At 61.5% G+C, this 14463-nt stretch carries 11 protein-coding genes and 1 pseudogene; 8 read left to right on the top strand and 4 right to left on the bottom strand.

The genetic code is table 11. The features are described from left to right. Positions 1–193 (top strand): annotated as a pseudogene (locus tag ACKVY0_RS30215) (hypothetical protein); the annotation flags it as partial. 20 nt (positions 194–213) lie between these two features. Here ACKVY0_RS30215 and ACKVY0_RS30210 read toward each other — a convergent pair. Continuing rightward, positions 214–1254 carry a class I SAM-dependent methyltransferase gene (locus ACKVY0_RS30210; RefSeq protein ID WP_409218611.1) on the bottom strand — a complete coding sequence of 347 codons (1041 nt, stop codon included), beginning with the start codon at positions 1252–1254 and terminating at the stop codon, positions 214–216. Between the two features lie 73 nt (positions 1255–1327). On the opposite strand from ACKVY0_RS30210, the gene ACKVY0_RS30205 reads away from it, so the two are divergent. After that, a complete protein-coding gene (locus ACKVY0_RS30205) occupies positions 1328–3841 on the top strand; it encodes a transglycosylase domain-containing protein (RefSeq protein ID WP_409218610.1) in 2514 nt (837 codons plus the stop codon). Positions 3842–3854: 13 nt separating this feature from the next. Here the strand turns inward: ACKVY0_RS30205 and ACKVY0_RS30200 are convergent, their stop codons facing one another. After that, positions 3855–5111, bottom strand: coding sequence for a dicarboxylate/amino acid:cation symporter (locus tag ACKVY0_RS30200; RefSeq protein ID WP_409218609.1), 1257 nt, complete (start codon positions 5109–5111; stop codon positions 3855–3857). A 106-nt stretch (positions 5112–5217) separates the two neighbouring features. Between ACKVY0_RS30200 and leuC the strand changes: the two genes are divergently transcribed. The 4 genes from leuC (at position 5218) to ACKVY0_RS30180 (ending at position 9193) form a co-directional block, all read left to right on the top strand. Continuing rightward, positions 5218–6633 carry a 3-isopropylmalate dehydratase large subunit gene (gene leuC / locus ACKVY0_RS30195; protein ID WP_409218608.1) on the top strand — a complete coding sequence of 472 codons (1416 nt, stop codon included), beginning with the start codon at positions 5218–5220 and terminating at the stop codon, positions 6631–6633. Between the two features lie 67 nt (positions 6634–6700). Continuing rightward, a complete protein-coding gene (locus tag ACKVY0_RS30190; RefSeq protein WP_409218612.1) occupies positions 6701–6913 on the top strand; it encodes a type II toxin-antitoxin system HicB family antitoxin in 213 nt (70 codons plus the stop codon). Between the two features lie 64 nt (positions 6914–6977). Beyond that, positions 6978–8063, top strand: coding sequence for an alpha/beta hydrolase (locus tag ACKVY0_RS30185; protein ID WP_409218607.1), 1086 nt, complete (start codon positions 6978–6980; stop codon positions 8061–8063). Positions 8064–8071: 8 nt separating this feature from the next. Beyond that, entirely contained in the window at positions 8072–9193 is a 1122-nt protein-coding gene (locus tag ACKVY0_RS30180; protein ID WP_409218606.1) for an SGNH/GDSL hydrolase family protein, read from the top strand. A gap of 163 nt (positions 9194–9356) precedes the next feature. On the opposite strand, the gene ACKVY0_RS30175 is transcribed toward ACKVY0_RS30180, so the two are convergent. Continuing rightward, entirely contained in the window at positions 9357–10169 is an 813-nt protein-coding gene (locus ACKVY0_RS30175; RefSeq protein ID WP_409218605.1) for a Fic family protein, read from the bottom strand. 82 nt (positions 10170–10251) lie between these two features. Continuing rightward, positions 10252–11502: a mandelate racemase/muconate lactonizing enzyme family protein gene (locus ACKVY0_RS30170; RefSeq protein WP_409218604.1), complete on the bottom strand. Its 1251-nt coding sequence runs from the start codon at positions 11500–11502 to the stop codon at positions 10252–10254. Positions 11503–11519: 17 nt separating this feature from the next. On the opposite strand from ACKVY0_RS30170, the gene ACKVY0_RS30165 reads away from it, so the two are divergent. Both ACKVY0_RS30165 and ACKVY0_RS30160 read left to right on the top strand, forming a co-directional pair. After that, positions 11520–12842, top strand: coding sequence for a neutral/alkaline non-lysosomal ceramidase N-terminal domain-containing protein (locus ACKVY0_RS30165; protein WP_409218603.1), 1323 nt, complete (start codon positions 11520–11522; stop codon positions 12840–12842). Between the two features lie 2 nt (positions 12843–12844). Then, positions 12845–14452, top strand: a complete 1608-nt coding sequence (locus ACKVY0_RS30160; protein ID WP_409218602.1) for an SGNH/GDSL hydrolase family protein — start codon at positions 12845–12847, stop codon at positions 14450–14452. The last annotated feature ends 11 nt before the right edge of the window (positions 14453–14463 follow it).

Below are 14463 nucleotides of genomic sequence, written 5' to 3'. Positions count from 1 at the left end.
CCCCAGGCTCACGGAAAGCTCCAGAGGGCTGGAGCACTCCAGGACGCTGCCGCGCTCATTTGATCCCAACTGCATCGCTGCAATGCGTGGCTTTATCCCGGCATGCCGTCCTGTTTTCTCCGAACTCAGGAGTGCAGGACTTTTTGTGACCGAGGCTCTGATTGAGCAGGTGGCAAAGGCGGTGGGGGAATGATGAGGTCCGACTTGGCAGGGCTACCTCGAAGGCTTCTCCAATACCAAGCACCGAAACGACCGCCCCATGAACGCGGGATGTGTGAGGGAGTTGAACTGGCGCATGACCGCCGCATCCAGCGGCTGGCCTTCGAGGCTTTTGAGCCAGGGCATCGCCATGCGGCCGAGCAGGCGGCCTTGGAGGTCGTAGTCGCGTTGCGTGAGGCCGTGGCGCGTGGCTTCTTCGATGAGGCGCGTGAAATTGATGTGGGTGGTCAGATCGCATTCGCCGAGGTCTTCCAGCACGCGGCCGTCCATCTGGTGCTGCTTGTAGCGGCGGAGGGTGCCGCTGGAGCGGGTGTCGGCGAAGAACTCCTCGGCATCGAGGCCGTAGTCGGCGATGAAGATGGCTCCGCGAAACGCGGCCTGCGCCAGATCACGAATCCAATGCAGCATGGCGAGGTTGATTTCGAGCGTGTGGCCGGGGGCGAGGTCCTGCGGCAGGTGTTTTGCCTCCTCTGCGAGTTCAGCGCATGAAAACTCGCCGGGCACGAACTGGAGTGCCTCGGTAACGTACAATTCTTCCCACCGCGTGCCGTTCCAGCGCACGAGATGCACCGGGAAAGCATCGGGCAGCTCGTTGCAGAGAAAAAAACCGTGCTGGGGGCCGGATTGAAGTGCCGTGGGATTTTCCATCCACTGCACACGATCACCGAGTCGCTTCGCCTGCGCTTCGCGGTAACGCGGATTCGGTTCCACGATGAGATAACGCAGCGGACGGCCTTCGAGAGCGTTCAGAATGTCTTCGGCGAGTTGGCCGTCGTGCGCGCCTTGTTCGATGATCGTGAAATCCTTCGGCTCGCCGAGCGTCTGCCATTCCTGAATCGCCTGTATGGCCAGCAGCTTGCCGAATAGCGGCCCCACGCTCACGCTGGTGAAAAAATCGCCCTGCCGGCCGATTCGGCGTGGCCCGGCACCATAATAGCCATGCTCGGGATGGTAGAGCGCCAGCGCCATGACTTGCGCAAAGGGCAGCGGCCCGGTGGCGAGTTGGTCACGGAGAATTTGGGGCAGGGATGGCATGCGGAAGGCGGGAAAGAACTGGCGCGTCATGTGAAGGGCGGGTAGTTTCCGCGCCCAACTTTCTAACAACGCCATGTTCCGTGATGATCTCGATGTGAAGCCTGAGCGCAACTGGCGCGGCGAAGCCGGCCTGAAACTGCCGTTCTACCGCCGTGGCTGGTTCAGCGCGCTGGTGGCACTGGCCATCCTCGCCGTCGTGGCGGCCTTCGGCGTTTACAGCACGGTGATGGCGCCGATGCGCAAGGATGCGGAGAAGTTCGACCTGGAAGAACTCAAGAAGCTGGAGTCCGCCAGCATCATCTATGATCGCAACGGCGATGAGATGTCCCGCCTCTACGTGCTGAACCGCACCCCGGTGCCGATCACGGACGTACCGCAGCATTTCATCGACGCGCTGGTGGCGCAGGAAGACTCGCGCTTCTTCAAGCACGACGGCGTGGATTACATCGGCCTCACGCGTGCGATGTGGCTGAACTTCCGGGCGGGTGAAGTCACGCAGGGCGCGAGCACCATCACGCAGCAGCTCGCACGGCAGACGTTCAAGCTCCTCGAAAAAAGCTACAAGCGTAAAATCCTCGAAGCCTTCCTGGCACAGCGCGTCGAGAAGCACTTCTCGAAGTCTGAAATCCTCGAGCTGTACCTGAACCGCATCTTCTTCGGTGCGAATTTTTACGGCGTGCAGGCGGCGGCACGCGGCTACTTCGGCAAGGATGTGAAGGAGCTGACCATCGAGGAGTCGGCAACCATCGTCGGCCTGATCAAGAGTCCGAACAACATCCAGCCCGTCAAGCACCCGCAGCGTGCGCTCAAGGAGCGCAATTACGTGCTCGATCGCATGGTCATCGAGGGCACGCTGACCCATGAGGATGCGGAGAAGCTCAAGAGCAAGCCGCTCATCACCGCACCGCAGAGCACCGACCCACGCCTGAGCTACGTTTTCGACGCCGTACGGCGTGAGGTGGTGGACCTCGTCGGCGAGGACCGTGCTTCCATCGGCGGTTTCCGCATTTACACCAGCATCGACCAGGATCTGCAAAAGGCCGCCGAGGACGCGGTCACCAAACGCATGGCCGAGGTTGAGAAGCGCCCCGGTTACGAGCATCAGACCTTCGCGCAATTCCGTGCGATCATGACTGACTACCGCGCCCGTTTGAAGCGTGGGGAGATCGACCCCGCCACCCCGAAGCCGATGCCGGAGTATTTGCAGTCCGCCGCTCTGATGATCGACAACAAGGACGGCAGCGTCCTGGCGATGGTCGGTGGGCGTGACTTTGGCGACAGCCAGTTCAACCGCGCCACCGACGGCGTGCGCTCGGTCGGCACGGCCTTCACGCCGCTGGTGTATGCCGCCGCGTTCAGCAGCCAGGGGCTTTATCCCGGCACGAAGGTCGATGATGCGCCGCTGGACAACCGCCGCGTCATGATCGGCGGTTTGACCGGCATCCTCGGTGAGTGGGGCGCGGAAGTGGCGAATCCCAAGTGGTCGCAGGCGCCGATGAGTTCGCGTGAGGCGCTCGTGCAGGGTCGCAACTCAGCCACCATCCGCCTCGGCGAGCGTGTGGGCGTGCCGATGGTCAAGCAGGTCGCGCAGAAGGCCGGCATCACCTCCGAGTTGCGGGATTATCCCTCCACTTTCCTCGGTGCCAGCGAGGCACGCTTGAGCGAGATGTGCTTGGCGTATTCGAATTTCCCCACGCTCGGCAGCCGCCCGCAGAAGCTGAACCTCATCCAGCGCATCACCGACAGCAATGACAAGGCCGTCTTCCAGATCGCCGAGTCCGCCCTGCAGAGCGTGCAGAGCATGGACCCCATCGCCGCGTATCAGACGCACACCTGCCTCGTCGAGGCACTGCATCGCGGCACCGGCAGCCCGGCGGTCAGCGAGTACAAGCTCGGCGAATTTGTGGCCGGCGGCAAAACCGGCACGCATTACGAGTTCAAGGATGTCTGGTTCCTCGGCTACACCTCCGGCGTTACCTGCGGTGTGTGGGCCGGCTTTGACAAGATGAAGACCATCTATCCCGGGGCCTTCTCCAACCGCATCGTGCTGCCCGTGTGGACGGACATGATCAACGCCAGCACCACACGCTTCGTGCCGGTGGAAATCGCCCCGCCGCAGGTCGCCGAGCGTGTGGAGATCTGCCAGCGCAGCGGCATGCGCGCCACCGACTACTGCTACGAGAAGATCAAAGGTGCCAACGGTGTCGAGAAGTCCGTGCGCTCCACCTATTTTGAGTATCTCCGGCCCGGCACACCGCTTGATGGCTTTTGCACCATGCACACCGGCGATGGTCTGCCCAAGGAGATGGACCAGTTCCGCTATCAGTCACCGCTCAGCGGCATCGAATCCACGCCGCTCATCGCCGACGCCGCCAAGTGGACCCACATCGAACCCGTGCGCATGCAGGCCCTCACCGTCATCGGCGAGGATCCCTACAACGCCGAGCAGGCCATCCCCCGCGCCCGCCCAGTCAATGACGACGGCAGCCCGATCCGCAAAGCCATCCCCGTCGATGCCGTGGAAACCCGCGATGAAGGCCCCGTCCTCAAGCTCGCCCCGCCACCGCCGATGAAGATTGATCTGTGAAGTGCTGCGGGACTCACCGCAGCAGCATCTTCCCCGCCTCCGGATCGAACTCCTTCTCCCACTTCGCCACCACCAGCATGGCGACGGTGTTGCCGATGAGATTGGTGATGGCACGCGCTTCGGACAAAAAGCGGTCGATGCCGAGGATGAGCGCAAGACCCGCGACGGGAATCGTATGTGTGGCGGCGAGCGTGGCCGCGAGTGTGATGAAACCACCGCCCGTGACCGCCGCAGCACCTTTCGACGTGAGCAGCAGGATGGAGAGGATGCCCAACTCCTGCACCAGTGTGAGATGCGTGTCCGTGGCCTGCGCGACGAACAGCGCGGCCATCGTGAGGTAGATGCTGGTGCCATCGAGATTGAAGGAGTAGCCCGCTGGCAGCACTATGCCGACGACGCCCTTCGAGCAGCCGCTGCTTTCCATCTTGCGCATCAATCCCGGCAGCGCGGCCTCTGATGACGAGGTGCCAAGCGTGAGCAGCAGCTCCTCTTTGATGTGTCGCAGCACCTTCCACAGGCTGAAACCGTTCCAGCGGGCGATGAGACCGAGGACGACGAAGATAAACAGCGCACAGGTCAAATACACGCAGCCCATGAGCAGCATGAGCTTGCCCAACGCGGCGAGGCCGTATTTGCCAATGGTGAAGGCCATCGCACCAAACGCGGCGATGGGCGCGGCCTTCGTCACCATGCCGACGATGCCGAAAAACATCTGCGAGACCGTGTGCAGCAGATCCGTGACCGGTTTGGCCCGCTCGCCGAGCTGCGCGAGCGCGATACCGGCCAAAATGGCGATGAACAGCACCTGGAGAATCTCCCCTTCCGCGAAGGCGCTGACAAAGGTCTTCGGGATGATGTGCATCAAATGCGCGACGACGGTCTGCTTCGCGCCGGTCTTGGTGTAGGTGTTGAATTCCTCCTGGTCGGACTCACTGAGCACGATTTCCGCCGGGTTCATGTGCATGCCGGAGCCTGGCTCCACCACCTTGGCCACCAACAGGCCGATGATCAGCGCCACGGTGGTGACCACCTCGAAGTACACCAGCGCCTTCCACCCCACGCTGCCCAGCTTCTTCAAATCGCCCATCCCCGCGATGCCATGGACGACCGTGCAGAAAATGATCGGCGCGATGAGCATCTTCACCGCATTCACAAAGGCGACACCGAGCGTTTTCAGCGGCACCGACTCCACCGGCCACACCAGGCCCATCAGGATGCCCAGGATGATGCCGATGAGCACCTGCACGTAGAGATTTTTCAGCCACTTCATGGGCGCGGATGCTGGCAGGTTCGCGGCAAAAGCCAAGAGGCTTTCTTGCGCCGTCCGCCGTGCGTGCTAGGCTCGCGGCCCTCCAAACCTCCAATTCGCACGCATCATGGGCAAAACTCTCTTCGAAAAAGTCTGGGACTCACACGTCGTCGGCACGCTCGCCAACGGCCAGGCACAGCTCCTCATCGACACCCATCTCGTCCATGAGGTCACCAGCCCGCAGGCCTTCGGCATGCTGCGTGATTTGAACCTGAAAGTGGCCTATCCGCACCGCACCTTCGCCACCGTCGATCACATCGTCCCGACCGATAGCCAGGTCTCGCCGTTTTCCGATCCGCTCGCCGAGGCGATGATCCAGGAGCTCAACAAGAACGCCAAGGACTTCGGCATCACCTATTTCAGCCTCGCCAGCGGCAAGCAGGGCATCGTCCACGTCGTCGGACCTGAGCAAGGCATAACGCAGCCAGGCACCACGATTGCTTGTGGCGACAGCCACACCGCCACGCATGGCGCCTTCGGTGCGATCGCCCTTGGCATTGGCACCACGCAGGTGCGCGACATCCTCGCCACGCAGACCATGGCGCTGGGCAAGATGAAAGTCCGCCGCATCAACGTGGACGGCCAACTTCGCCCCGGCGTTTACTCGAAGGACGTCATCCTCCACATCATCCGCCTGCTCGGCGCGAACGGCGGCATCGGCTACGCTTACGAATACGGCGGCAGTTTGTTCGACGCCATGTCGATGGAAGAGCGCATGACCGTCTGCAACATGAGCATCGAGGGCGGTGCGCGCTGCGGTTACGTCAATCCCGACGAAAAGACCTTCGAATACCTCAAAGGCCGCCCCTACTCGCCGAAAGGCGATGCCTGGGAGACCACCGTCGCCCAATGGCGTGCCGTCGCCACCGACGCAGACGCCGTGTATGACGACATCGTGAACATCAAGGCCGAAGACGTGCCGCCGACCGTCACCTGGGGCACCAGCCCGGATCAGGCCATCGCCGTCACTGAAAACGTGCCGACTCCAGAAAGCGCCACCACCGAGCCTGCGCGCATCTCCATTCAGGACGCGCTCGATTACATGAAGCTGCCCGCCGGCCAGCCGATCAAGGGTACCAAGATCGACGTCGCCTTCATCGGCTCCTGCACCAACGGTCGTCTCAGCGACTTCCGCGAAGTGGCGAAGTTCATCAAAGGCCGCAAAGTCGCCGCTGGGGTCAAAGCCATAGCCGTTCCCGGCTCCCAGATCGTCGATGTCCTCGCGAAACAAGAAGGCCTCGACCAAATCTTCAACGACGCCGGTTTCGAATGGCGTGCCGCCGGTTGCTCCATGTGCCTCGCGATGAACCCCGACAAACTCATCGGCGACCAGCTCTGCGCCTCATCGAGCAATCGCAACTTCAAAGGCCGCCAAGGCAGCCCCACTGGCCGCACCATCCTCATGAGCCCCGTCATGGTCGCCGCCGCCGCCCTCACCGGCAGCATCGCCGATGCGCGCGAGGTGTTCACGATTGCGGGTTGAGTAATGCGGGCATTTCTGCCCGCAGTTTCGGCTATCTTTGTCGCCCGCCATCACCTGGTTCCCGCAGATGAAGAGTAAATACGAAATCATTCTCTACTGGAGCGAAGCCGACGAGGCGTTCGTGGCCGAAGTGCCCGAACTGCCCGGCTGCATGGCCGATGGCAGCACCTACGAGGTGGCGCTGAATAATGCATGTGTTGTGATCGACGAATGGATCGAAACCGCCCGTTCCCTCGGACGTGAGGTGCCGCAGCCGAAAGGCCGCCTCATCTTCGCTTGAGCGGTGGGAATTTAATGAATCCAAAGCCACAGATCAGTCGGATAGCATCCGTTCCGTGAAACCCGTGGCTCTCCTTCTGGCACTTTTCATCCTTTCGTTTCTGGCGCTGAACGCCTGGATGATGTCGCCCACGCGTTTGCAATGGCAGTTGCAGCTCGCCACGCTTGAGTTCGGCCACTGGCTGGCACTGCTGTCGCTCGTTTTGATACATCCGGCCATTCACAGTTCACGCTGGCTGGCGCTCCTGTTTCTGCTGCTGTCCTGCGCCTTCCTCGGTCCTGCTTTTCAGGCATCGCGCATCGCCAAAGCGCAAGGTCTGCCCTTTTCCTGGCTGCGCCTGTGGTTGCCGCTTCACACCCGCAAGTTTGAAGTCCATCACGAACGCCGCACCTACTGGCGGCAGGAAGATGAATCGCTCGACATCGTGATCTATCGCCCTGTCGGAGCCGACAAGCCGCTGCCCTGCCTGCTCATCGCCCACACCGGCGGCTGGGACAGCGGCGATCCCGGTGAATTCACCAGCGCGAACGCTGAACTCGCCTCCCACGGCTATGTGGTGTGCTCTTTTGGTTATCGTCTCGCGCCGAAACACAAGTGGCCCGCCCAATCCGAGGACACCCTTCGTGCTTTCGAGTGGATTCGCGATCACGCCGCCGAACTCGGCATCGACACGCATCGCATCGTCCTCATGGGTCGCTCTGCCGGTGCGCAGATCGCCGCCGCATGTGCTTACGGCAGGCCAGAGCTCGGCGCTTGTGGCTGCATCTCGGTTTATGGCACGCCAAACATGCATCTCGCGCGGGAGTGGGCGCTTCCTGACGATCTGTTGAAATCACTCACGCTCGTCCGCCAATACATGGGCGGCGATCCGCACGAAGCCCCCGACGCCTACCGCACCGCTTCCGCCACCGCATTCCTTGAGACACACAGCCTGCCCACGCTGCTCATCCACGGCACGCTCGACTCCCTCGTCGGCATCGGCCACAGCCGCCGCTTCACCGAATTGCGTTCGGGCCGTGATGATCATCACTTCCTCGAACTCCCCTGGGGCACGCACGGCACCGATTACTTTCCCTCCACACCCGGCGGCCAGCTTTCCATGGCCGCCATCCTTCGCTTCATGGAACGATTTGTTCACGGCTCTCCGTAATCGGAGGCATGAATCGACTTCTTAGCCTCGTCTTCTTCGCCATCACGGCTTCCGCCTTCGCCGGCGACCTCCAGCTCACCCTCCCTCCCGTCGTTTACGCCACGCCCGACATGCCGATGAGAATCTACCACGACAACATCGTCCTCACCGAGACGCCCGAGACCTATCGCTTCGAGTTCACCTGCAACGTGGCTGCGCTCGCCAGAGCGCGGATTACCCATGATTCACGCCACTGGTCGATCACTCCCGGCGATTCCGATGTCGGCGATCACCCGCTCGCCATCACCGTCAAAGACGCCAGCGGCAAAATTTTGGAGCAGGGCAAGACCACGCTGCACATCTCCCCGCGCAAATCCGCCTCCACCAAACCGCTGCGTCTGCTCATCATTGGCGACAGCCTCACGCACGCGACGGTTTACCCGAACGAGATCGCCCGCCTGCTCGCCACGCCCGGCAATCCCAAGTTCACGCTGCTCGGCACGCACCAACCCGCAGGCGCGCAGCCCGGCGTCGCGCATGAAGGCTACGGCGGCTGGGCCTGGGCCACCTTCCTCACCAAATTCACCCCCGAAACTCCCGGCGTCACCGCAGGACCGCTCGCCCGCAAAGCCACCAGCCCCTTCATCTTCCCCGTCAAAGATGGCAAAACCGGCGTCTTCGATCTGAACCGCTACTTCAAAGAGCATTGCGACAGCCAGCCGCCGGATGTCGTCACCTTCCTCCTCGGCATCAACGACTGCTTCGGCGCTGATCCCACCAAGCCCGACGCCAAGATCAACGAAGTCCTCGACAACGCCGACAAACTCCTCGCCGCCTTCCACAAAGCCGCCCCCAAGGCCATCCTCGCCGTTGGTTTGACCACACCGCCGAACTCGCGCCAGGAAGGCTTCACCGCCAACTACAAAGACAAATACCCGCGTTGGGGTTGGAAACGCATCCAGCACCGCATTGTCCAGCTCATGCTCAAGCGCCTCGCCAACCGCGAGCAGGAGGGCATCCATCTCGTCCCCACCGAACTCAACCTCGACCCCGTCGATGGCTACCCCAACAACAACGGCGTCCATCCTAACCCCGTCGGCTACGCCCAGATCGGCGCGAGCTTTTACTCGTGGATGAAGTCGAGGCTCTAACCCGCATTTCTCACACTCTCGTCGATTTCATGGCACAGCGTGTTCATGCGCTCGTTGTAGCTCGGTATTCCGATACCGAGTCGGCACCTTCGCGGAATCGGAATTCCGCGCTACACCGCCGCGGCACAAAATGCAAAGTGTGAGAAATGCGGGCTAAAGCGCTCTAAAGCCTTCTTGCCACCTGCGTTGCTCGAACCTCATCCAACAGCGCGTTCGACTCCTTCATGCAGAGTTCACAAAGAGCCTGAAACGCCTGCATAGGCTTCACATCGCCCTCCAGCGATTGATTTGGGCGCACCGAGCAGCTGGCAAGCTGCCAGGTCGCCAAAGCCTCAATGTAATCGAGTCTCCGCTCAGACGGAATGAAGATGGGGAGCAATCCCTTTTCGATCACGGGCAGATTCGCCAGCAGCCGCGCCATGCGGCCATTGCCGTCGGCATACGGATGGATGCGTACGAAAGTCGCGTGGCTCCACACATACGCATCCAGCGCTGACATACTCGTGTCTTGCCGACGCTGCTGAAAACCTGCCAACCAGTCCTGCATGAGCGCGGCCACCTGCTCCGGCATCGCGTAAGTGTCGTTGATGACCGTCTTGCCGCCCTGTTTCGCGAGCGTGGAGTTCGGCTCGCGCTTCCACGCGCCCACAGGCTTCAAATAGTCCACTTCCACGCTGGCTTGCACGGCTTGATGCAGTGCGTGCAGGTCTTCCGTCTGCAAGACACGCCCTTCATCCAGCCAGCCATACAGTAGATCCAGCGCTCGGCTATGGCCGACGACTTCGTTGTGATCTGCCAGCGGCTTTCCTGAAATAGTGAGGCCGTAACGCAGCACCCCAAACGTCTCGCCTTCCGTCAGCGTGTTTCCTTCCAGCGCCGTCGAGGTGTGCGTCCAGCGCACGCGGAGCTTTTCGAGGAAAGCCTCGCGCAAATCGGCATCCAGGGCGGTGAGTTCAGGAATGAAGCGGGAGAACACGACCGCGAGACTACGTCATGCCGCCACGCTCCGCAATGAAGCGAACGCCAGCGGAGCGCGGGCCTCAGCTCCCAGCACTCCGCTACTTTACCATGCTCCGCCGCCACCCATTCACGCCTTCGCGGAACAGTTCGTCCTTCAACTTCGTCCCCAAACCCGTGCCCGTCGGCAACTGCGCCTTGCCATTCGTGATGACAGGCAGCGTATCGACCAGCTTGTCGTAGAACGAGCGGATGTGCGCCCGCACCGTCTCCTGAAACACGACATTGGCCGATGAAGCCGCGAGATGCAGCCCGCTGAACAGTGTCAGCGGCCCCGTGCAGTCGTGAATCGTCGCAGGAACGTTGAAAGTCTGCGCCATGTCGATCACCCGACGCGTTTCGCTGATGCCGCCGTTCCAAGTGGGATCGACCATGCAGTAGTCGCAGGCCTGCGCTTGCAGCACGGCGAGGTATTCTTTGCGCCCGAGCAGCATCTCGCTCGCGGCGATGGGCAGACCGCTTCTGCGGCGAAAATCGGCCAGCGTGGCGGCGTTATCGACGCGCAGCACGTCTTCGAGCCACAGCGGCTTGATCTCACGCAACGCCTCCGCGATGCGTTCCGCCGCTGGAAGCTGGAAAAACGCGTGTCCTTCGATGGCGATGTCCATTTTCATGCCCACACGCTCGCGAATCTCGCGCAGCGGCTTCATGCCTTCTTCGACATCGGCCCATGAAATGTGCAAACCGCCATTGCGATGTGCCGCACGATCAAACGGCCACAGTTTCATCGCCGTGATGCCTTCGGCGAGCAGTTCCTCGGCAAGATCGCCCGCCGCGAAGTGCGAGGCCCAGTTGTCTTGCAACGGCCCCTTGCTGCCGATGTCGCCATAGCCCGGCCAGCCCGGATGACGTGGTGCTTCCGCAGCACCATTCAGCGCACCGTAACTCGGTCCGCCGCTTGTGTTATACACTGGAATCGCCTCCCTCACCGGACCACCGAGCAGCCGATACACCGGTTGCTTGCACGCCTGCCCAAGAATGTCCCACAACGCCAGATCAATGGCCGACAGCGCCCGCATCTCCGCACCTGGATGCCCAAACGGCGTGCAGCGCTCATACAGGAAGCGCCAGTGCGATTCGATTGCCAGCGCATCGGCTCCGAGCAGTCGTTCCGCCATCCAATCATGGATCAACGCCGCGATGGCATGCGGCGTGTAATACGTTTCGCCGCAGCCGATGAACCCGTCCTCCGTGTGAATGCGGACGAGCAACAGATTCGGCATGATGCCGGACGGGATGGCGGTTTCGATGGCGGTGATGCGTGACATGGAATTGGAAGAAACAACGCTCACACGGACGTAGTTTGCTCATGTCACTCCGAGGAATCCTCACCGTTGTTCTCTTCACCACCAGCGTCATCGCCGCTCCACCTGGAGCCACCCCGCTGTCGCCGCCAACACCACCCAAGTCTCTTGCACCACACGTTCCAGCCAACTGGAAGGTAGGTGTGGCCGTCGCCAAAGTGACGCCGCAGAAGATGCTTTTCATGGCGGGCTATGCGTCGCGCAAGACGCCTGCCGTGGGCAAGGTGCAGGACCTTTTTGCCAAGGCGCTGGCCTTGCAGGATGAGCAGGGGAACAAGCTGGTGTTTGTGACGCTCGATCTCATCGGCGTGCCGCAACTGCTGCGCCATGCGGTGGCTGAGCGTGCTGAAAAGGAGTTCAAGCTGCCGCAGGCCAATCTTGTCATGAACGCCTCGCATACGCACAGCGGGCCGTCGCTGCGCACGACGTCTTTGACCGAGAAAGACAAGGACAACCCGCAGGCCAAAGACTCCTGGGACTACACGCAGAAGCTGCAGGACGACATCGTCGGCATCATCGGCAAGGCGCTGGCGGATGTGCAACCGGCGCGGCTCACCTGGAACAAGGCGCGCTGCGGTTTCGCCATGAACCGTCGTCGTGATTACACGCTGCCGCCGGATCATCCCAATGCCAAAAAAGCGCCGAACCCCGACGGCCCCGTGGATCACGAAGTGCCCGCGCTGCGCGTCGAAGCGCCCGATGGCACGCTGCGGGCCACGCTGTTCGGCTATGCCTGCCACAACACCAGCCTCGGCTTCTACAACTTCTGCGGCGACTACGCCGGCTTCGCGCAGGAATACCTCCAAGAGCATCGCCCCGGCTTCACCGCGCTGTTCTTGATGGGATGCGGGGCCGATCAAAACCCGTATCCACGTCGCAGCGATGTCGTTCCCGGCATCACCGACCTCGAACTCTCCATGCAGCATGGCCGCTCGCTTTCCAATGCGGTCGAAATGGCGCTCACCGTCAATCCACGGCCCATCGCAGGCCCGATCCGTGCCGCGTATGAGGAGATCATCCTCGATTATGCCAAGCCGGGTCGCGAATCGCATCCTTATCCAGTGCAGGTCATCAAACTCGGCAACGACCTCACCTTCATCACGCTCGGCAGCGAGGTCGTGGTCGATTACTCGCTGCGCTTCAAACGCGAGTTCACCGGTGCGGCGGGTGTCTGGGTCGCCGGTTACTCGAACGATTACACCGGCTATGTCCCCAGCCTCCGCGTCCTCAAAGAAGGCGACTACGAAGCCGCCGCCGGCTGGGCCGACAGCGTCGAAGACCGCATCGCCTCCAAAGTCCACGAACTGCACAAGAAGCTCTCGAACTAATCATGAAAACAATCGCACTTTTTCTCGCTGTCACCCTGTCGGCTTTCGCCGCCGACACCCCGCTTGCTCTGACGCTTCAATCGCGCTCTCCATCAGGCAGGGCCACGCTCGTCAAAGAATCATGGCTCCCGTCACGCACGGCCATCATCGTGTGTGACATGTGGGACCTGCATCACTGCAAAAACGCCGTGACGCGTGAGGGCGAGATGGCTCCGCGCTTCAATGAGGTGCTCGAAAAAGCGCGCAAGGAAGGCGTGCTCATCATTCATGCACCCAGCTCATGCATGAAGCCCTACGAGGGCACTCCGGCACGGGAACGTGCAAAGTCCGCACCGCCTGCCGCTCGTCTGCCCGATCACATTGCCGACTGGTGCAAACAAATTCCTGCCGAGGAACTGGCCGTATATCCGCTCGATCAAAGCGACGGCGGCGAAGACGATGATCCCGCCGAGCACGCGAAGTGGGCCGTTGAATTAACCGCAAAGGGCCTCAATCCGAAAGCACCGTGGACCAAGCAGATCGACACGCTTCGCATCGATCAAGCCAAGGATGTCATCAGCGACAGCGGCGTGGAGATTTGGAACCTGCTGGAGTCGAAGAACATCGACAACGTCATCCTCATGGGCGTCCACACCAACATGTGCGTCTCCGGTCGTCCCTTCGGCCTGCGGCAGATGGCGAAGAACGGCAAGCACGTCGTCCTGATGCGCGACATGACGGACACCATGTACAATCCCGCACGCTGGCCTTTCGTCAGTCATGTGCGCGGCACCGATCTTTTCATCCAGCATGTCGAGAAGCGCATCTGCTCCACCATCACTTCGGAGCAACTCATCGGTGGCCAGCCCTTTGCGTTCAGCGATGCCACCGCAGGCAAAAAGCGCCTGCAAATCATCCTTCTCGGCGACAGCACCACCGAGGCGAGCATTCCCAAGAAGCTCGCGCCTGATGAACCGCAGATCGAGGACACGCTGCGCATCAAACTCGCCGCCGAGGCCGATTTGCCGCCCTGCGACGTCTATAATGAAGGCGTCAGCGGCGAATACATCCGCCGCCTGCTCGACACGCGCTATGACAAGGCCGTGAAGACCAAGCCGCCGGCCGACTACATCTTCATCCGCTACGGCCTCAACGACCAGTCGCGGATCAAGGACTTCAACACCGCGTTCCCGAAGGACTTCCATGAACTCCTCGAACGCCTGCGCAAAGATCATCCCAAGTCCATGCTCATTCCGATGACCGCCATCCCGTATGCGCTCGACAACCTGCATGCCGACATCAACGCGCTCATCAAACAGATCGCCACCGATGAGAAGCTCACGCTCTTAGACATCGCTCCGCGGTATCACGCCGAGTTGAAGAAGAACCCCGACGGGCTCAACTATCGCCGCTACTCGCTCGCCAAAATTCCCGAGAACCTCCGCGCCTTCGTCACACCTTACATCCAGCCAGGAACCGACCCAACCGTTGTCGTGCTCGACAACCGCCTCGACGGCATCTTCGGCCATCTCCCCGGCTGGACTGGCGACCGCCATCCAAACCTCGCCGGTTACAACGTCATCGCCGACGAGACTGCCAAGTGGCTCGCACCGGTGATTCGCGGAAAGTAGATTCGACTGGC

Origin of the sequence: Prosthecobacter sp. (assembly GCF_046154365.1) — a bacterium.
Taxonomy (GTDB): domain Bacteria; phylum Verrucomicrobiota; class Verrucomicrobiia; order Verrucomicrobiales; family Verrucomicrobiaceae; genus Prosthecobacter.
The sequence above is the reverse complement of the archived record's forward strand: the minus strand, read 5'-3'. Positions and strand labels throughout refer to the sequence as shown.

Excerpts from the sequence above, each read along its gene's own strand:
- ACKVY0_RS30210 (WP_409218611.1), bottom strand. The coding sequence starts at position 1,254 with ATGCCATCCCTGCCCCAAATTCTCCGTGACCAACTCGCCACCGGGCCG.
- ACKVY0_RS30205 (WP_409218610.1), top strand. The coding sequence starts at position 1,328 with ATGTTCCGTGATGATCTCGATGTGAAGCCTGAGCGCAACTGGCGCGGC.
- ACKVY0_RS30200 (WP_409218609.1), bottom strand. The coding sequence starts at position 5,111 with ATGAAGTGGCTGAAAAATCTCTACGTGCAGGTGCTCATCGGCATCATC.
- leuC (WP_409218608.1), top strand. The coding sequence starts at position 5,218 with ATGGGCAAAACTCTCTTCGAAAAAGTCTGGGACTCACACGTCGTCGGC.
- ACKVY0_RS30190 (WP_409218612.1), top strand. The coding sequence starts at position 6,701 with ATGAAGAGTAAATACGAAATCATTCTCTACTGGAGCGAAGCCGACGAG.
- ACKVY0_RS30180 (WP_409218606.1), top strand. The coding sequence starts at position 8,072 with ATGAATCGACTTCTTAGCCTCGTCTTCTTCGCCATCACGGCTTCCGCC.
- ACKVY0_RS30165 (WP_409218603.1), top strand. The coding sequence starts at position 11,520 with ATGTCACTCCGAGGAATCCTCACCGTTGTTCTCTTCACCACCAGCGTC.
- ACKVY0_RS30160 (WP_409218602.1), top strand. The coding sequence starts at position 12,845 with ATGAAAACAATCGCACTTTTTCTCGCTGTCACCCTGTCGGCTTTCGCC.